15 protein-coding genes are annotated in these 18,714 nt (G+C 43.2%); 7 read left to right on the top strand and 8 right to left on the bottom strand.

The window, feature by feature from the left end; translation table 11 throughout:
* Window positions 1–100: 100 nt before the first annotated feature.
* From ABTQ23_RS17975 to ABTQ23_RS17965, 3 genes are read right to left on the bottom strand one after another with little or no spacing between them, the layout of a single operon-like run.
* The gene (locus ABTQ23_RS17975; RefSeq protein ID WP_408617142.1) at window positions 101–1,072 is read right to left on the bottom strand and encodes a TRAP transporter substrate-binding protein; all 972 of its coding nucleotides are present in this window, start codon (window positions 1,070–1,072) and stop codon (window positions 101–103) included.
* Between the two features lie 19 nt (window positions 1,073–1,091).
* Complete coding sequence (locus ABTQ23_RS17970; protein ID WP_408617141.1) at window positions 1,092–2,450, bottom strand: TRAP transporter large permease; 1,359 nt, start codon at window positions 2,448–2,450, stop codon at window positions 1,092–1,094.
* Window positions 2,450–2,986 (bottom strand): TRAP transporter small permease, encoded by a 537-nt coding sequence (locus ABTQ23_RS17965; protein WP_408617140.1) that lies wholly within the window; start codon window positions 2,984–2,986, stop codon window positions 2,450–2,452. The genes ABTQ23_RS17970 and ABTQ23_RS17965 overlap by 1 nt, the downstream gene beginning before the upstream one ends.
* A 501-nt stretch (window positions 2,987–3,487) precedes the next feature.
* On the opposite strand from ABTQ23_RS17965, the gene ABTQ23_RS17960 reads away from it, so the two are divergent.
* Together ABTQ23_RS17960 and ABTQ23_RS17955 are read left to right on the top strand one after the other, a co-directional pair.
* Entirely contained in the window at window positions 3,488–4,918 is a 1,431-nt protein-coding gene (locus ABTQ23_RS17960; protein WP_408617139.1) for a glycoside-pentoside-hexuronide (GPH):cation symporter, read from the top strand.
* A gap of 12 nt (window positions 4,919–4,930) precedes the next feature.
* Window positions 4,931–6,523 (top strand): glycoside hydrolase family 43 protein, encoded by a 1,593-nt coding sequence (locus ABTQ23_RS17955; protein WP_408617138.1) that lies wholly within the window; start codon window positions 4,931–4,933, stop codon window positions 6,521–6,523.
* Here ABTQ23_RS17955 and ABTQ23_RS17950 read toward each other — a convergent pair.
* The 5 genes from ABTQ23_RS17950 to ABTQ23_RS17930 all read right to left on the bottom strand — a co-directional run bounded on the left by ABTQ23_RS17950 (window position 6,501) and on the right by ABTQ23_RS17930 (window position 13,317).
* Entirely contained in the window at window positions 6,501–7,226 is a 726-nt protein-coding gene (locus tag ABTQ23_RS17950; protein WP_408617137.1) for a phosphatase PAP2 family protein, read from the bottom strand. The genes ABTQ23_RS17955 and ABTQ23_RS17950 overlap by 23 nt on opposite strands.
* Complete coding sequence (locus ABTQ23_RS17945) at window positions 7,207–8,697, bottom strand: ArnT family glycosyltransferase (RefSeq protein WP_408617136.1); 1,491 nt, start codon at window positions 8,695–8,697, stop codon at window positions 7,207–7,209. The genes ABTQ23_RS17950 and ABTQ23_RS17945 overlap by 20 nt, the downstream gene beginning before the upstream one ends.
* A gap of 350 nt (window positions 8,698–9,047) precedes the next feature.
* Complete coding sequence (locus ABTQ23_RS17940; RefSeq protein WP_408617135.1) at window positions 9,048–10,667, bottom strand: glycoside hydrolase family 43 protein; 1,620 nt, start codon at window positions 10,665–10,667, stop codon at window positions 9,048–9,050.
* Between the two features lie 10 nt (window positions 10,668–10,677).
* Complete coding sequence (locus ABTQ23_RS17935; protein WP_408617134.1) at window positions 10,678–12,138, bottom strand: MFS transporter; 1,461 nt, start codon at window positions 12,136–12,138, stop codon at window positions 10,678–10,680.
* A 303-nt stretch (window positions 12,139–12,441) separates the two neighbouring features.
* Complete coding sequence (locus tag ABTQ23_RS17930) at window positions 12,442–13,317, bottom strand: NAD(P)-dependent oxidoreductase (protein WP_408617133.1); 876 nt, start codon at window positions 13,315–13,317, stop codon at window positions 12,442–12,444.
* 201 nt (window positions 13,318–13,518) lie between these two features.
* Between ABTQ23_RS17930 and ABTQ23_RS17925 the strand changes: the two genes are divergently transcribed.
* The 5 genes from ABTQ23_RS17925 (at window position 13,519) to fos (ending at window position 18,614) form a co-directional block, all read left to right on the top strand.
* The gene (locus ABTQ23_RS17925) at window positions 13,519–14,700 is read left to right on the top strand and encodes a M20 aminoacylase family protein (RefSeq protein ID WP_408617132.1); all 1,182 of its coding nucleotides are present in this window, start codon (window positions 13,519–13,521) and stop codon (window positions 14,698–14,700) included.
* A gap of 31 nt (window positions 14,701–14,731) precedes the next feature.
* The gene (locus ABTQ23_RS17920; protein WP_408617131.1) at window positions 14,732–15,505 is read left to right on the top strand and encodes a transporter substrate-binding domain-containing protein; all 774 of its coding nucleotides are present in this window, start codon (window positions 14,732–14,734) and stop codon (window positions 15,503–15,505) included.
* A 162-nt stretch (window positions 15,506–15,667) separates the two neighbouring features.
* Complete coding sequence (locus ABTQ23_RS17915) at window positions 15,668–16,579, top strand: lactate/malate family dehydrogenase (protein WP_408617130.1); 912 nt, start codon at window positions 15,668–15,670, stop codon at window positions 16,577–16,579.
* A gap of 171 nt (window positions 16,580–16,750) precedes the next feature.
* On the top strand, window positions 16,751–17,980 hold the full coding sequence (locus ABTQ23_RS17910; protein WP_408617129.1) for a putative acyl-CoA thioester hydrolase: 1,230 nt from the start codon (window positions 16,751–16,753) through the stop codon (window positions 17,978–17,980).
* 235 nt (window positions 17,981–18,215) lie between these two features.
* On the top strand, window positions 18,216–18,614 hold the full coding sequence (gene fos, locus ABTQ23_RS17905; RefSeq protein ID WP_408617209.1) for a fosfomycin resistance glutathione transferase: 399 nt from the start codon (window positions 18,216–18,218) through the stop codon (window positions 18,612–18,614).
* Window positions 18,615–18,714: the final 100 nt, after the last annotated feature.

Here is an 18,714-nt window from a genome sequence, read left to right as displayed (position 1 = left end):
AATCGATGATATTCATTCTTGAACAAAACCGAGCCAGTAACTGCTCGGTTTTGTTAATTAATTTAATAAGTTTTACTGTCAGTGTAGTGGATATTTAATTTTATTTTTCGCTTGCTTGAATTTCATTTAACAGTGGAACTAGATCTGGGTTTTCTTTTTTAAATTTTGCATAGACAGGCTGCACCGCTTGTTGGAATTTTGGAATATCACTTTGGACAAATTTAATGTGGTATTTTTTAAGTTCCACTAACGCTTTATCCACATAGGCATCCCAGTTTTTACGTTGTACTGCAACTGTTTCTTTGGCGACTTTGCGAATAATTTGCTGTTGTTTAGGTGTTAATCCATCCCAAACACTTGCTGATACAACCAGTACATCAGGGATCATGGTGTGATGATCATAGGAAAATACTTTTTTTACTTCGTAGTGGCGAGATGAAAAATAGGATGGAATATTGTTTTCAGCACCATCTACAACGCCTTGTTGCAATGCAGAATAGAGTTCTCCATAAGGCAGTGGTACAGCGGTTGCTCCCAATGCTTTGATGGTATCGATTGAAATAGCCGAGTTTTGTACGCGGATTTTTAGCCCATTTAAATCGCTAGGTTCAACAATGGGTTTATCGGTATAAAAGTTACGAGAACCAGCATCTAGAAATGCTAACCCAATAAACCCAGATGCGTGGGATGACGCTAAGATCTGATCGCCAATTTTGCCTTGCAGGATTTGGTCATATTGTTCTCGGTTTTTGTACAGATATGGCAGTGAGAGTACTTTGTAATCTGGTGCAAAGGCCGTTAGGGGCGCTGCGCTAACTTTGGTAAAAGCGATGGTCCCATTTTGTACCATTTGCAGTAGGCTCGTTTCATTGCCAAGGGTACCATTTGGATAGACTTTAACCCGGATCTTTGCTTGTTTTCGTACTTGATTGGCAAACCAGGTTAACGATGCATGAACTGGATGTTCTGTTGGCAGGGCATGCGCTAGTTTCAATGTCTGTGCCATACCCGTTTGGGTGCCTAATAAGACGGTTATGGCACTTGCTAACAACAATTTAGGCAGAATCTTCATTATCTTTTCCTTACTAATCTTAGAATTGATAGCCCAATAAACCGGGCAGCCATAAAGAGATGGCAGGAATTAGCGTCACAATGACTAAGGTGATTACCATAATCACAAATAGTGGCACTAGTTTAGGAACCACCTGACCGAGCTTCATATCGCTGACACTGCAACCGACAAACAACGCCGTACCAACAGGTGGTGTACAAATACCAATACAGAGGTTAAAGACCAAAATGATGCCAAAATGGATCGGGTCAAAGCCTAACTGTGTGGCGATGGGTAAAAATATGGGAGTGAAAATCAGAACCGCTGGCGTCATATCCATAAAGGTGCCAACGATCAGCAAAATAACGTTCATCAGTAAGATAACGACAATCGGGTTTTGCGATGTCTGAAGGATAAAATCAGAGATGAACGCTGGAATATCGGCATTGGCCATCGCCCATGACATCGCCGATGAGGTGGCAACCATCAGCAGCACAATCGAGGTGGTTACACAGCTTTCCACTAGGACTGGCATCAAATCCGATATTTTTAATTCGCGATAAGCAAACCCCAGAATGAGCGCATAAACCACGGCAATGGCTGAGGCTTCGGTTGCGGTAAAAATCCCAGCTAAAATCCCGCCCATGATAATAACGACTAGGCTAAGACTTGGAATCGCATCAAGAATGACTTTGCTGACATTCCCCGTAAATACAATTTTTTCATGGGGAATGTGGTAGCGTTTGCCAAGCAGTAGAATGCCTATCATGATGCCAAGTCCCATTAATATTCCTGGGAAATATCCGGCGATAAATAGATATTGCACGGATGTGCTGCTAACCAGCGCATAGAGGATCAGAATATTGGATGGGGGGATCAATAACCCTGATGGACAAGAGGCTACATTAACGGCCGTTGAGAAATCCATGGGATATTTATGCTCTTTTTGCAACGGCTTCATAATCCCACCGACCGCCGCTGCGGAAGCTGCAGCTGAACCAGAAAGCGAACCAAATAGCATATTCGCCATGACATTCACATGCGCAAGTGAGCCATTTAAGCGGCCACCAAAAAGCATCGCAAAGTTAATTAACCGAGCGGCCAAACCACCTCGATTCATCAAATTACCGGCGACAATAAAAAATGGCAGAGCTAATAGGCCAAAATTATCCAATCCATTAGCAAGTTTTTGTGAAACTAGAACTGTTGATTTATCGATGGGAAAATCAATAAATACAGTAAATAAAGCAGCAATGCCAATGGAAAACGCAATCGGCACACCAATAATGAGTAAGATCCCAAGGATGCCAAATAAAACGATGACTGGGAAAAAGTCATAGAAAAAATCCGGCGCATTCGCAAGGAAGTGCTGGCTAAAAAGAAGGTCAATTAAAGTCATTAGATTTGCCCGGTCGATGAAAGTGGATGATTACCTTTAAATAGCTCAAGCAAGTCACTAATAATCTCGACAATGCCAAAATAACTAATGAGTACTCCTGCAAGGGGAACGACTAAATAAACGTATCCAATGAGCAGGTGGTGTGAACCAAATGCAATTCCCGGTGAAATTTGACCGTGCATCAGCGTATCGCTGACTAAATACCAGCCGCCATAAATAAAAGTGATCGTTGAAAAAGCCACTACGATGGCATTGATTAAAATGCTCATCAGCAACTGCCCGCGGCGTTGGCAATGCGGAATAATGAGCTCTAGTGCCAGATGGCGTTTGATGGCAAACGTATATGCGCCACCTAAGATCCCTATCCAAATTAGTAGGTATCTTGAGAGTTCATCGGTAAAACTGGCTGGGTCATGCAGCACAAAACGAGTGAAGACCTGCCAGACCACAGCAATGATCATCACACTCATAAACATTGCTAAAGCCCAACAGAGAAATTTATTAATATAGCGATTAATCGTTTGAATCAACATCATAGAACACCTTTGTTGGTTAACTGACTGTTACCCTAAATAAAACTTTCGTAATAATATTTTGGTTATTTATAAGTTATATTTATGATGATTTTTAAATGCTCGGTTGTGGTGTTGTACGACTTTTCAACGAATTCAAGTATGACGCATAAAATTTAAATATGAGAGGTGTTCGACTTAACTATTGAACGAAGCTCTCACATCTATTTTTTCACATTAATTTTTTTAGAGAATGATCACATTTAAATTTAAAAATAGTTAATTCTGCTAGGGTGTGAACAGTGTTTTAATTTTTATTAAATAATTTAAATTTGTGATGGTCATAATAGATTTATTAAACCTATATGGTATGTGCAAATAGTACTAATTCAATTGGCTGATCTGTTTGTGATTCTTATCAAAAATAATAAAAACCGTAATATTCTTGTGAAATATGAGAATACCTATTTGTAGATGAGTTGTTTCTAATAGCTAGGTGTGATTTATATCTTTAAGGAACAACTCATGTCTTTGCAATTAACCGTCAGTCAGAAAATAGGATATGGTGTCGGTGATGCAGCGTGTGGCATCGTCTATACCTCAGTAACGATGTTTTTGACTTACTTTTATACTGATATTTATGGGCTTTCAGCTGCGGCTGTTGGGACCATGTTTTTATTAACTCGTATCTTTGATGCAATTACAGACCCTCTCACTGGGATCTTAGCCGATCGCACGAATACTCGTTGGGGACATTTTCGCCCTTGGCTAATGTGGTTTGCGATTCCGTATGCGGTGCTCGGTGTATTAGCTTTTACCACGCCATCTATGGCTGATGGCGGCAAGCTTGTTTATGCCTATGTGACCTATTCACTATTGATGCTCTGTTACACCTTCATCAATATTCCGTATTGTGCCTTAGGCGGTGTAATTTCAAGTGATGAAAAACAGCGTCTGTCGGCGCAATCTTATCGATTTGCTATTTCATCGATTGCTGGCTTATTTGTCTCAATTAGTACGCTATATCTGGTGAACTGGTTAGGCCAAGGAGATAAACAATTAGGCTATCAATATACCGCGGCAGTAATGGGGGTATTGGCGATTGTGATGCTCTTTTATTGCTTTTTCGCGACCCATGAAGAGCTAACTCCAAAACAAGAAAATGAGTCAGTTTCGATTAAACGAGATTTAAAACTGTTATTTGGTAATGGTCAGTGGCGATTAGTGGCGGTGATTACCTTCTTTTCTAGCATGGCGGGCGTCATGCGTTATGCTGCCACCATGTACTACGCAACCTACCTGATGACCGGCGGGTTAGATGAAGCTGGCACTGGCATGAAATCAGCATTTATTACCACTGGCGTAGTTGGTACCGTATTTGGGCCGATGCTCGCGAACTACTTGGGTAAAAAATATAGTTCTATCAAAGTATTTCGGGCGATAAACCTTATTTTAACGGCGCTTGGCGTAGTGATGTTTTTTGTTCCATCGCAGCTGCTGGTTGTGGTCTTCCCACTGTTTTTCTTAATTGGCTTTTTCCATCAAGGTTATCAACCATTTAAATGGAATATGATGGCTAATGCTGCTGACTATGGTGAGTGGAAAACGGGACGGCGAATTACCGGGTTATCATTCTCTGGCAACCTATTTTGTTTAAAAATGGGGATGGCTGTTGCTGGTGCGCTCGTTGGCTTTATTCTTGGATGGGTCGGTTATCAGGCTGGAGTTCCGAATCAAAACCCAATGGCGGTGACTGGGATTATTGGGTTGCTGACCATTGGCCCGTCACTGTCATATTTCATTCTGTATCTATTGTCGAAGTTTTATACCTTAGACGATGCCATGATGCTTAAAATTACTGATGATTTGCGCCAACGTCACCAGATCCGTCAGAGTGCTCAACCTCACTCACATGGGCAGCCTTTGCCAGACGATGGCTTAGCTACCGCTCACTAATAGGAGCTAATAATGCAATCCAAACAGACGAATGTGTGGGATCCGATGGTTGATAGTGACCATTATCGTAATCCGATTATCAGCGCTGATTATTCCGACCCTGATGTGCTTGCCATCGATGATGATTACTATATGGTCGCTTCCAGTTTTAACCATATTCCTGGGTTACCACTGTTACATTCAAACGATCTGGTGCATTGGCAGTTAATCAATCATGTCATTGAAAATTATGCCAATCAAGATTATACGCAGCCGCAATTTGGTTGTGGAGCTTGGGCACCAAGCATTCGGTTTCACGATGGTCTGTTTTGGGTGTTTTTTGCCATTGTTGATGAGGGGATATTTCAGTGTCATAGCTCCACTATTGAAGGGCGATGGAGCGAGCCACATTGTGTAGTTCAAGCTAAAGGCTGGATAGATCCTTGCCCGTTTTGGGATGATGATGGGCGCGCTTGGTTAGTGCATGCGTTCGCCCACAGCCGTAGTGGTATCAAGCATCGCTTACAGTTGTGCGAGATGGCACCCGATGCAACGCAGCTCTATGAGTTTAAATCCATTGTTTATGATGGCGCTGTTGATGCGCCAACTATTGAAGGGCCAAAAGTCTACAAACGCCAAGGGGATTACTATATCTTTGCGCCCGCTGGCGGCGTTGAAAGCGGATGGCAGTGTGTGCTGCGCGCGAAAGCCATTACCGGCCCATATCAGCTAAAAATTGCGTTACAACAGGCAGATAGCAATACCAATGGACCTCATCAAGGGGGCTGGGTTCATACTTGTTTTGGAGAAGATTGGTTTATCCATTTTCAAGATAAAGGTTATCTGGGCCGGGTTGTTCATCTTGAACCGATGCACTGGGACAATGATGGATGGCCAGTGATTGGCCAGAGCGTCACATATTACGGGATGCCAACGGGGCAGCCTGTCAGCTGTTATCGCAAACCAAAAAGCGATTACGCTGTCGAAGGTGACTTACTTGCGTTAGATGATGACTTTAAAAGCCATTCGCTTAATTTACTTTGGCAGTGGCAGGCAAATGTGCAGCTAAACTGGTATCGGCTTAATGGCGATGGTTTGCAGCTGAATGTACAAAGGATGCCATTAAGAGATGGGCAATTTTCCATCTATGACGCGAGTAATTTGTTGCTGGCGAAGTTTCCTGCTCCGCAGTTCGTGGCAACCACAGCGTTATATGAAAACTTTAGTGAAAACTCGGATATGGCTGGGTTAATTGTTTATGGCCTGCGCTACGCCGCTTTAGCTCTTCAGCAAATTCATGGTCGCCGGACTTTGGTTTTTCTAAGTGGTTGGCTGAGTGATAGCAACGTTCTGCATACCCGTATTCAAGAAATTATGCCTTGGCCTGATAAATCTATCTCTTTATGTGTCAGACAGGTTGATAGCCTATGCTGGTTTGGTTATCGCAAAGTTGGCGAACCAGATTATCAATTTTTAGACAACCCATTTGCCTGCAGTGCCGGCAAATGGGTTGGTGCCAAATTAGGGCTGTTTGCGCTTAGCGAAGCGCCTAATTCTCAAGGATATGGTCTATTTGAGCACTTTCGCATATCGAGAATAACCGCTAATAGATTGAACGAAAGTTAAACTCAAACGCAATAGGTGGTATTAGGCTTGGATAATGAAAGGCGTTTGCCAATATTGCGCAGGTTAAGTAATCGACCCAGAAGGCAAAGATTACATCGCTTAAAAAATGCCCTCCTTGAATGATTCGAACAAAGCCAACCATCAAACCTAAGGCGATGCCTGCGTAAAGCAGGCGGCGCTTACCTAAAGCCCAAGCGAGTGCGATTAAATAAAATGCTAGTGCTGCATGTCCACTGACAAATGAACAATTTCGGTGACACTGGCCTGAATAATGAAGTGCTGGGCTAAACTGGTCGCGGCCTCCAAACTCGCTAACTTGAATCGGCCTCGGTCGTCCAAATGAGTGGTCTTTAAGAATGATGTTGGTGATAAGCCCTGGCCCTATAGCGAGAACTAATGCTAAAAATAATAATCGTTTGCGCCAGAACCGCTGTTGATGGCTGGCGCGTAATTTACGCCGGTATAACCAAATTAATGGGCACAATAGTATGGGGATTAACAGATATTTCAGATACAAAAAGAGTTTGTAAATGATCATTGAAAATATAGCGCTAGCCCAATAAAAGTGCCCGTTTGCATAAAATAGAGCACTCACTTTTAGATCAAGCGCTGGAAATAGTACAAAGGGCGCTGTACTGAGAATAAAAATCCAGAATTCCCAGCGATGCAATAGCTTATCTAAACTAGTGGTGACAATGTTCATAGCCTTTAAACCCGCTGACCTGATATAAATACACACGGCGTTTTAGGGCCGGATATTCGTTTTGAGTGATTTGTGTAAGTAGTTTGCTATGGGCAAAACAACCGTCAAAACCACGAGGTCGTTGGCTTATAAACATAAATTGGCTAAGCGGTGGGGCACTGGCAACATCGTAAGCTAAATCATATTCATCACTAATCTCTCTTGATGGGTTGAAGCTAAAGACATTTGCGCTCTGTTTTGGCCAATCACTTAAGTAATAGTGGGCATAAGATAGCAGCATTCGTGAACTACTTAGCCAGTTTAATTGGCTAGCATCAGGGTACTGGCGCTTGATGTTTTGCATCACCTCTTTATAGCCTAGTAATCGCCAGTAAGGGGTATTGTGCCGGGTTTGTTCAATGCCTAGCGCTTTTTGTGCAAGTGGATAACTAAACAGAACGAGCGCCATGACAATATTTATGGCAACGAGTACTTGTAGTATGCGTTGATGGTGATGACGGAGCAGACCAAGAGCCACAATCAAGCTCGAGCCTAAATAAGCGGGCGCTGCCCAGTTGGCATTGGCATGTGATAAAAAGGCTTGAGCACAAATCATCACCAATAGTGGCCAACTAAACAAGGCTAGAAAAAGGCCGTGTTCACAACGTCTTAACTCTTTGATATAGACAAATAGCACAATAAAAGCGATAGGCCCAAACACGAGTAACTGACCGCCTAAAAACTCAAATAACTTATTAAAGTGGAAAAGCTTATCTGATAGCTTTGAAATCTGGGCGGTATGGACAAAGCTGATAAATCCATATTGGGCGTTCCACCATAAGTTCGGAGCGAAGATGGCCAAAACGATAACGAGCGCTACAATCGATATTAACCGTTTAGGATATTGGCGCTGAATGAGGTAATACGCCGCCAACGAGACAATCAGTACCGCCATGGTATATTTCGACATTAGACCTAGGCCGCAGCTTATCCCACATAAAACCCACCAAAGCCAATGTGCCGAATGCAGCGCTTTGATAAACGACCAACCCGCTAACGCCCAGAAAAATAACAACGGTGCGTCGGTGGTGATAAACAAGCTGTTAAATGTCACTAATGGCGAGCTATAGAAGATAAGAGCGCTCCATAGTGCAATTTTCTTATCAAATAACTTGCGAGCCAGTAGGTAGGTTAAGACAGCCGCACCAGCATAAAGAAACGGAGAGGCCAGCCGCACTGCCCATTCACTGTGACCAAAGATAAAGGTAGTTATGGCAATGAGCCAAGCCACTAACGGTGGTTTGGAGTAATAGCCCCAATCTGGATGAACCGACCAAAAATGGTAGTAGGCTTCATCATAAAAAAGAGCGAGATGTAGTGTGCTGAATGTAATCATTCTGGCAATAAAAAAAGCAATGAGTATTGCCGCAATCGTATTAAAGGCGCGTTGTTCCGTTTGCGCGTCTGATATCAACAGTCCGGTTGACTTCATAACTTGCTCGTTTGTTGTGTTTATGCCCACGATGATGGTGCATCAATCTGATAAATTTATAATTATTAGTTTGTTTGAAAGCTTATTATTTAAATTATAGTCACTTTTATAATGAATTTTGTGGATGACAAATAAATGGCAAAAATAGAGTGTTATCAGATAAATATATTTAAATTTTTGTGACATGTGCCAAATTGCCGCAAAGGCTGATAAGAGCTTGAAAAAGAGCAGATAAGAGCGTCTATCAGCTCTAATTTGGCTGATAAGTTTTGTGAAAAACCATAAAAAGTGTTGTCTGTGAAGAACATCCATCACTGATAATCTCGATGGATGTTCTGTAACTTGTTCAGTTAATCGATTTCTTTGTAATCAAAATAATTAAACAAAGCACTGCATTCATATCCTGAATAATCAACTGCTGCTAATCCAACGAAGGCGCCAGTAAAAAATCCCCCGGAGCTTTGCAAAACATAATCATCAGAAAGCAGTGCTGCATCTAATTTAATGGGAATATCGTTCCAGCTAATACCATCGAATGAGTAGGCGTAACTGTAAAATTGTTGGCGAATTTGGGTCTTAAGCCAAATGTAATCTAGGTTTTCTGGAACGACAATCGCTTCTTTTTGCAAAAAACTGGTGTAATGGTTGTTATCATTTTGAGCAATTTCTATGATGCGACCTTTTACTTCATCCCAGCCGATATGGATCCACGACCAATGTTTGTCATTATAAAAATTAACTAGGCCGGCCATTTGCTGATAGTTTTCAGGGAAAAAGCTAACCTTGGTTTGTGCGTCAAAGTAAAAACTCTGCCAGCGCTGTGCGAGCATTGAAACCTCAAATGTATTCGCTAAAGAGCCACGACCAATCAGTTTGAGTTGGTTATTTTGAACACATCCAAAGTAATTACCGAATGGGACTCGCAGCGTATTCCACTCGGGATGTAGCTGTGGCGAGCTAAATTCATCTCGGCGTGAGTGGTTTAATGGCTCGTCACTAAATTTTGCATCTTTAGGCGGTGCAACTTCAAGCTGACCACCATGCCCACCTTCGATATATGGCCAGCCATCATCATTCCAATTTACTTTTTGAATGGCGGTTTCGCGCCCTAATGTGCACCACCCCCGTGGATCATGACTTGGTTCATGGCTGTGATGCCAGGGCCTAGAAACTAAAGATGCGTAATACCATTCACCACTTGGTGTTTGAACGAGTGAGCCATGGCCTTGTTTCTGTAGGGGAAAATCAGCTGTATCAAAATTGCTGATGAAAGGCCCGTTGGGTTGTGTGACAAATGAGCAAGCAGTCAGAGAGTTAGAGCGAGCCACAATTTCTTGATGGGCATAGACTGTTCCGCCTTGCGCTGCAAACAGATAATACTGGTTATTAATTTTATAAATATGTGGCCCTTCAACAAGTTTTACATCTGTTCCTTTATAAATAGTTCGTGCAGTTTTGGGCTTGAGCCGCATGGTTTCACTATCAAATTCAGTGAGGGTGATGCCATGAAATGGATGGTTATATTCGCGATGGTCCCAAGTTTGTTGGACGAGATATTTTTTGCCGTCATCATCATGAAAAAGTGATGCATCGAAACCAACCCCATTGATTTTAATTGGTTTTGTCCATGGTCCCGTAATATTGGGGGCACAGGTCAGGTAGTTGGTCATATCCTTAAAGGGACCCTCGGTGATTTTTACATCGGTAAAAATGAGCCAGAATTGTCCATCGGCAAAGCTTAAATCGGGAGCCCAAATACCACCTGATGAAGGATTTCCCTTCATCTCTAATAATTCTGAGCTATTAAGCGGCGAGGGAAGAATTTGCCAGTGCACTAAATCTTGTGACTGATGTAACCGAACACCAGGAAACCACTCGAAGGTTGAATTGGCAATGTAGTAAGTATCTTCGACACGAATAATACTAGGATCAGCGTTAAAACCGGGTAGAACAGGATTGCTAATTTTCATGGTTCATCCCTTAAATATGTTGTGTTTTAGCGGCACTGATGTCGGTATTAATTTGGATGACATCACTGTCTGAGAGCGGGTAGCGGCTCATGATATACATCGCAACAAGTGCCAAGATGATTGGAACCCAGATCATTGACCACTGAATTCCAAGCAATGCTAGTGGGTTTTGTTGTTTGGCTGTTCCATCAAAATGTAAAAAGGCGTTGATATATCCTGGAATAATGCCACCTAGCGCCAAACCTATTTTGAAGAATAAGCCCATTAGGGAATTGATAATCCCTGCCACTCGTTTTTTTGAGTGAAATTCACCATAAGAAACCACTTCGGGAACAAGTGACCACATATAGCCAGTTGCGGCGGTAATGCCCCATTGCATTAAAAATCGGCCGATATATCCAAGTGCGATATTGTTTCTAAATTGCGGTAGCGACCACACATAGAGAATGAGTTGCCCGACAATGAATAACCACAGGAAAATATAGAAGAACTGTTTTTTGCCAATTTTTTTACGCACAATTGGCCAGAGAAAAACTAAAAAGATCCCAGGAATAGCTCCGATCAGATTAATAAAAGCCATCCATTCGGGATGTCCGACATTGTATTGCATATAAAAAGGCCAGACGGTATTGCCAAAAAACATGAACGTAAAACTAATTAAAAAGAACATGCCGAGCACTCGTAGCGGTTTATTCTCTTTTAATTCAAAGAACAGATCCGAATAGTGAACATTTTCACTTTCTTGTTGGGTGGGCAGTACTCGTTCTTTGATGCCAAAGAACGTAACCATTAATAATAAAAAGCCAATAATCATATAGCCGCTCATGACCCAAAAGTAAGCTTTGGCAGCACTTGGGTCAGTAAAGTCACCAAGATTTAGATGGATCCCGAAAAATCCAATATCTTTAGATTCTTTGTTAGGAGAGGCAAGCTGAACGAGCAATGGCAAAAAGGTATAGACCATTAAATTGCCAATGTTGGCTTCAGTCATGCGCACCGTCGTGAGTTTTGATACTTCATCATTGTCACGTGTTAGTGATGCATTCAGCGCACCATATGGAATATTAACCAGTGAATAGATTAAAGCGGTTGCCATATATGAGATAAATGCGTAGCCAATATTGCCTCGCAGTGACTCAAAAGGCAGAAAAAGCATCGCTGAGCACAGCGTTAACGGAATGCCAAAATACAATAGATAGGGGCGATATTTACCGAATCGTCCGCGACCTAAATTACTTTTATCAACGACGGTTCCAACCCAAGGGTCCCAAAACACGCTAATCCAGCGCACAATAAGAAAAATTGTTGCACCAGCTGCTGCTGAAACGCCATAAACGGTGGTGAGATAAAACAGCAGCATAGAACCAATGGTGCCGAAGATTAAATTCTGTGCCAAATCGCCAGCACCATAACTTATCTTTTCTTTCCAAGATAATTTTGCAAATTCACCCGTCGCAATATTTGAGCTCATCTAAGTCGTTTCCTTATTGAGAGTCATGCTGAGCCTTGAGGGCCTCACTAACGAGTTAGCGACAACAAAGTCCTCTGTGTCAGAGGCAAAGTGTTTTACGCAGACATAGTTATGGTAATAGGGCGGGGAAAAAGCGAAATTGCGATAATTTATATTGCGTTTATGTGATTTCGTTAGTGTGATTCGTCGCTAGAAATAAGCGCTGAACGTCATTGGGCTTTTGTGACAAGCTTCAATTTAGCGCTCCTGACAGTCAGTAATTTTATAAATAGGCGCTGGGGCCAAAAGACCCTAGCGCATTCACTATGAAGATTTATGTTGTTGAGCCAATAGCAGCGCGCTGAGGTCGTATTTACCTAATCCTGCTTGTATCGCGCTATCTAAGCATTGACTGACCTGGTTCGATAAAGGCAGCTCTAAGCCGTGCTCATCGGCAAGTTTTAGCGCCAGGTTAATATCTTTGGCACCCATATCCAGTGCAAATGCGGCGGGTTGAAAATGTTCCTGACTCATTGCATCGGCATAGGTTTTATAGGCTGGGGCTGAAAACATAGTGTGAGTAATGAGCTCGGCGAACTGCTCTTTGGCTATGCCTGCTTGTTCGGTTAGCGTAAATGATTCAGCCAATGCTTGAACCGCATTATTTAATAATAGATTCACCGCTAATTTGGCCGTATTCGCTTGTTTTGGCTCTGTGCCCAGATTGCGAAATGAACTGCCGAGTGCTCGTAAAATCGGCTCGGCTTTGTTCAGTGCTTCGATTTCTCCACTAGCTAACACATGCACTTTACCCGCTTGGGCAAGTTTAGAGTTCCCCAGCACGGGGGCCGCGACATAATGTAAACCACGTTGGGTGTGTTGCTGGGCAAAGTTTTGAGCAAAATCAGGTGAAATGGTTGCCATCACGACATGAACTTTGCCTTCAGGAATCTCATCAAGCAGACCACTTTTAATAAATAGCTCTTCATGGGATGCATCATCAGCGAGCATTGATAAAACAACGTCGGCCGCAAATACGTCTTGCACTCTGTTTACAAGTGTAATGCCAGCTGCATTGAGAAGTTCTGTATTTGATGGTTGGTGGCGGTTCCATGCCAGCAGTTGATACCCCGATTTAGCCAGTTGACTTGCAAAGGCGCTTCCCATCAACCCCAAGCCGATCATGCCAACTTTTTGCATGTTACCTCCTCATTTTGACTCATTCGTGTCATTGATCATACACGTGGTGCCTTTTAGCTTAACGAACAGAGCAAGTAACTCTCAAGTGGTTCTTAAAAAGATGGTTAGTTTTTAAATTAGTCTATTGAAATTATTAGTTTTTTGGATGACCATCACTGGTATGACCGAGGATTGGTCAGATGTTGGAGGAGCAACAAGCACATGAATAGGCAAAAAATATTGCCAAGCATTGCCGCTATCCGTGATGAGATGGTCGCATTGCGCAGAGAGATTCACACCTATCCAGAAATTAGTTTTGAGGAACATCGTACCAGTGATTTAGTGGCTCGGTTGCTCGAATCATGGGGATACGATGTCCATCGCGGACTGGCTAAAACCGGAGTTGTCGGTACGCTGAAAAAGGGCAATGGGAGCCGTATTATTGCTCTTCGAGCAGATATGGATGCGCTGCCTATTTGCGAGCAAACCGGCTTAGAATATGCCAGTTTAAATCAGGGAACGATGCATGCCTGTGGTCACGATGGCCATACTGCATCTCTATTAGCAAGTGCGAAGGCTCTGGCGTTAAGCCATGATTTTAATGGTACGTTACGCGTTATTTTTCAGCCAGCCGAAGAGGGCATTGGCGGCGGTGGCGCTGATGTGATGATTCGTGAAGGGTTGTTTGAGAAATTCCCATGTGATGCGGTTTATGGTTTTCACAACATGCCGGGCTATCCAGTTGGACAACTGGGATTTTATCCCGGTGCGTTGATGGCATCGGCGGACACGGTGTTTATCACCTTTTCGGGAAAAGGCGGCCATGGCGCGATGCCTCATAAAACGCCAGATCCAATTGTCGCTGCAAGCTCTTTGGTGATGGCACTACAGACCATCGTGGCGCGTAATGTCGACCCGTTTGAACCGGCTGTTGTCAGTATCGGGAGTTTTCGAAGTGGTGATATTTCCAATGTGATCCCTGCCGAGGCCAAATTAGACTTAACCGTTCGTGCTATGAACCCAGAGGTTCGAAAACTGCTTAATCAGCGCATTGAAGAGCTGACCTTAGAGCATGCCAAAATGTATGGTCTTGAAGCCAGTATCTCCTTTGAAGAGCCATATCCGGTATTGATTAACTCGCCAGAGCAAACTGAATTTGCCCGACAGGTCGCACAAGACTGGGTGGGCGATGAAGGGATTATTGACTCACTCAAACCAATTATGAGTAGTGAAGATTTTTCTTACATGCTGGAAAAAGTCCCTGGATGTTATCTGATTATCGGTAATGACGGCCCGGATAATCCGAACCATTCACTGCACCACCCACAGTACAATTTTAACGATGATTTATTGCCGATAGCCGCTAGTTACTGGATTAAATTGGTCGAAGCGTATTTGCGTTAATGGATGAATAAGAAATAGATAAGGACATTTTATGAAAAAAACGATGTTGGCTTTGTTGTTTGGCTTAACTGCTCCAGCGGTTTATTCGCAGACTCTGGCATTTGGTGTCGCGCCCACTTTTCCGCCTTTTGAATCGGTGGCAACTGATGGCTCGTTAAAAGGGTTTGATATCGATTTGGGTAACGCCATCTGCAAGCATTTAAATAGCGATTGTAAGTGGGTTAATACTAGTTTCGATGGGATTATCCCCGCGCTAAAAGCTCGCAAATTTGATGCGATTTTATCAGCGATGTACGTCAATAGTGCTCGCCTAAAACAGATTGATTTTACCAATAAACTTTATTCTATCGACTCATATCTGGTGGCTAAAAAGTCAAGTCCACTGGATGCGACTAAGCTCAGCACGCTTAAAGGTAAATTGATTGGGGTGGAAGCGGGTTCTGCTCAAGAAGCGTTTGTCAAAGCGCATTGGCAAAATAAGGGTGTTGACGTGCACTCGTATAAAGATGTCGCGCAAGTTTATCTAGATTTGCAAAATGGCCGTTTAGATGGGGCTGTGCTCTCTGGCGTCAGTGCTGATTTAAGCTTTTTAAGTCAGCCGCGCGGTCAGTCATTTGCGATGAAAGGCAAACCTCTTGAAGATAAAAAAATCTTCGGTGTTGGTTCGGCTATCGGTGTGCGCAAAGGCGATAAACAGCTCCAAGCTAAGCTTAATCAAGCCATTGCGCAGATGCTTAAAGATGGAAGCTATCAAAAAATTGCCCAGAAATATTTCTCATTTGATATTTATGGTTCAAAGCGGTAATTCTTTAGAAAAATATTGCTAACTAACTGCCCGCTATGCGTAAATTTGTTATGGTGGGCATGATTGCCGGATGCGACATCTATCCGTCACGTTCAATGCAGCGTTCTCGCCTGATGCCAGCACAAACGGTAAGTTTACTGTCATTGCAAGGAGGATTTACCATTGAGTCGTCATGTTTCGATCATCGGTTGTGGTCATGTCGGAGCCGATGTTGCTTTTAGCATCGCTACCCAGAACTTAGCCGATCACATCAGTCTGTTTGATAAAAAAGAAGATAAAGCGTTTTCGGAAATGCTTGAGCTTAAGGATATGAGCTCATTGATTAACTCTCATGTACTCTTTGATTGTAACGATGAAAGTCAGTTGGCCACAACTGATGTGGTCGTCGTTGCTATCGGCCCCAAAGTTACAGAAACTTCCAACCGCCTCAATGAGTTGTTTGATACCAGTACATCAGTCGCGCAGTGGGTTCCAAAACTTAAAGCTGCAAACTTTGATGGTGTCGTCATTAACATCACCAACCCGTGTGATGTGATTACCGCTCATCTGGCTAAACTGTTGGAATTGCCTAAAGGCCGCGTGTTTGGAACAGGCACATCGCTCGATAGTGCGCGGATGCGCCGTTTGGTTGGGGATACACTAGGCGTTGATACCGCCTCTGTGTATGGTTATGTCATGGGTGAACATGGTGATTCACAGTTTATTCCATGGAGCACTATTCGTGTCGGTGGCGTTGCATTTACAAGTTGGCCAGCTGCGCAAGATGTGGATTTGATGGCGCTTGAGCAACATGTTCGTCATGGTGGTTGGGATGTCTTTGCTGGAAAAGGCTGGACAAGCTTTGGTATTGCATCAGCTGCTGCACGGCTGGTGGACGCGGTGTTTAGTGATGCACACAGTGTGTTTGCTGTCTCAGCATTTGATGAAGCGCTGCAAACTCAGATTGGTCAACCTGCCATTATTGGTGCTCAAGGCGTTGTGCAGCCTGTTCCTGTTGAACTTAGTGCTCAAGAGCGTAAACGTTTTGAAGACTCAGCCGCGGTGATTAAAAAGGCTTTTGCTTCATTAGCCTAGATTGATTGCTGCAATGGATAAAGCCGCTTTTATTCAGTATTAAGCGGCTTTATTATATATAAAACTGAAACAGTGGTTTAAAATTGTCATTTTCATGATAAAGCTATCAGTTTCAATTGTTCTTTCTCGCTACGGTAAGACTTCTTCGTCCGAGCAGACCAGGAGTCCAACGTGTATAAATCGCTAAGTTTCTTATTATCTACCGCTATTTTGTGTGGCTGTAGTTCATTACCTATGACCTCTCATGGGGTTAAAAATAATGCCCAGCATCCAGTATTGACGAGCTCTGAAGCGCGCCATTTTACGATTGCAAATTATTTTGCCCAAGGCCACACCGATAGCTGGCAGCCTGAAGGTGTCACCTTTGCCAAAACCTCATATGTGGTTGGGCCCGCAGGACAAGCGCCTTTCCAAGATATTCAACAGGCGATTAATAGTGCTCTAATTCATGACCATGACAGTGCATCTATCGCTATTAAACTGTTGCCTGGGCGTTATGAAGGGGTCGTTTATATTCCTAGTGATGCGCCTAAATTAACGCTCTATGGCGCTGGTAAAAGCGCCAAAGATACCGTGATTGCGTTTGCTATCGATTCAAAAATCTCCCCTGCACAGTATCGTAAATTGGTGAATCATCATCATCGCTATCAAGCTGGCGACCCTGCTTGGTATATGTATCAAGTTTGTGCCAATAAAGATAAATCAACTATTGCGACCATTTGCTCAGCGGTGCTTTGGAGCCAGAGTAATCAGTTTTCACTGGCTAATGTTACGGTCGAAAACTCGATGTTAGATGCTGTTGGCTCTGGTACTCATCAGGGCGTTGCACTGCGCACTGATGGCGATAAAGTGCAGATCGAAAATGTGCGCCTTTTGGGGCGTCAGGACACTTTCTTTGTGAACAATGCCGGCCAAGATAACCAATACAATGTGGCGCGCCAAAGCCGCGTATATATAAAAAATAGCTACATTGAAGGGGATGTTGATTATGTCTTTGGTCGAGCTCAGGCGGTATTTGATGGCGTACATTTTAATACCGTTTCTACTCGTCATCCGTCATCGGCTTACGTATTTGCACCAGATACACCAGCATGGCTCCCGTATGGCTTTTTGGTGGTGAATAGCAAACTAAGCTGTGATAAAGGATTTAAAGACTTTTCGCCTAAATTAGGACGGGCTTGGGATCAAGGCGCGAGCCATACCGGCTATATCCCAGGTCATACAGCTAATGGCCAGTTGGTGATTGCTAACTCTACCATCCAGTCATGCTACGACTTAAGCAAGCCGTGGGGAAAAGCCGCAACTACCGGGCGGCCATTTCGTGGCAATGCTTTGATGAGTCGAACTTTAAATAGCCAAAATTTTAACCGGTTATGGTTGTTTAACGATACGGTTTTATAGTTAACTTTCGGGCTAAAAACCGGTTCGACTGAACTGGTTTTTGGCCCGTAACTCATTAAGGCTCCGCGTTTACAATGCGTTTGATTTGGCCCGATGCAACCTCAAGCGCTCAACGGCCCCTAGTATTAGAGAGTGATAACTTTTATTCTCGTTATGCAATTGAGCGGTTAGTCCTTGGGATACGCCCCGATAAACTGAAAGCATACGCATCCGTATGCAATCGCGAGGTAACATGATAATCACCGGGTTAAATCACATTACTCTTGCTGTCTTAGAACTTGAGCGCTCCCTTCATTTTTATCAGCACCTATTAGGTTTTAAAGGCCATGTGAAATGGCAAAATGGCGCATATTTATCAGCAGGTGATCTGTGGCTTTGTTTAAGTGTGGATGAGCCTTGTCCTAAAACCGATTACAGCCACATTGCTTTGAGTGTTGAATCAGGAACATTTCATCAGGTTTGTGAGCGACTTAAAGCGCATCCTGTCGTTCAGTGGAAAAATAACTCCAGCGAAGGTGAATCGCTTTATCTACTTGACCCCGATGGCCATAAATTGGAAGTGCATGTTGGCAGTTTAGCCAGTCGGCTCAATGCGCTTAAATCACACCCGTATCAAGGGCTTGAATGGTTATAGATGCGCGATTGGGTAAGTTTTGAACTAGGCAGTGTTGATCTTTGTTGATTTATTCATCGCAATACATCGGTAGCCACATCATAACCATTGCCAGAGCTAC

It is taken from the genome of Celerinatantimonas sediminis (assembly GCF_046054195.1).
Lineage (GTDB): Bacteria > Pseudomonadota > Gammaproteobacteria > Enterobacterales > Celerinatantimonadaceae > Celerinatantimonas.
Note: the sequence above shows the minus strand (reverse complement) of the source record. Positions and strands in the feature narration are given on the sequence as shown.

Bases quoted from the DNA above. Each gene is read 5' to 3' on its own strand.
- ABTQ23_RS17975 (WP_408617142.1), bottom strand. From the start codon at position 1,072: ATGAAGATTCTGCCTAAATTGTTGTTAGCAAGTGCCATAACCGTCTTA.
- ABTQ23_RS17970 (WP_408617141.1), bottom strand. From the start codon at position 2,450: ATGACTTTAATTGACCTTCTTTTTAGCCAGCACTTCCTTGCGAATGCG.
- ABTQ23_RS17965 (WP_408617140.1), bottom strand. From the start codon at position 2,986: ATGATGTTGATTCAAACGATTAATCGCTATATTAATAAATTTCTCTGT.
- ABTQ23_RS17960 (WP_408617139.1), top strand. From the start codon at position 3,488: ATGTCTTTGCAATTAACCGTCAGTCAGAAAATAGGATATGGTGTCGGT.
- ABTQ23_RS17955 (WP_408617138.1), top strand. From the start codon at position 4,931: ATGCAATCCAAACAGACGAATGTGTGGGATCCGATGGTTGATAGTGAC.
- ABTQ23_RS17950 (WP_408617137.1), bottom strand. From the start codon at position 7,226: ATGAACATTGTCACCACTAGTTTAGATAAGCTATTGCATCGCTGGGAA.
- ABTQ23_RS17945 (WP_408617136.1), bottom strand. From the start codon at position 8,697: ATGAAGTCAACCGGACTGTTGATATCAGACGCGCAAACGGAACAACGC.
- ABTQ23_RS17940 (WP_408617135.1), bottom strand. From the start codon at position 10,667: ATGAAAATTAGCAATCCTGTTCTACCCGGTTTTAACGCTGATCCTAGT.
- ABTQ23_RS17935 (WP_408617134.1), bottom strand. From the start codon at position 12,138: ATGAGCTCAAATATTGCGACGGGTGAATTTGCAAAATTATCTTGGAAA.
- ABTQ23_RS17930 (WP_408617133.1), bottom strand. From the start codon at position 13,317: ATGCAAAAAGTTGGCATGATCGGCTTGGGGTTGATGGGAAGCGCCTTT.
- ABTQ23_RS17925 (WP_408617132.1), top strand. From the start codon at position 13,519: ATGAATAGGCAAAAAATATTGCCAAGCATTGCCGCTATCCGTGATGAG.
- ABTQ23_RS17920 (WP_408617131.1), top strand. From the start codon at position 14,732: ATGAAAAAAACGATGTTGGCTTTGTTGTTTGGCTTAACTGCTCCAGCG.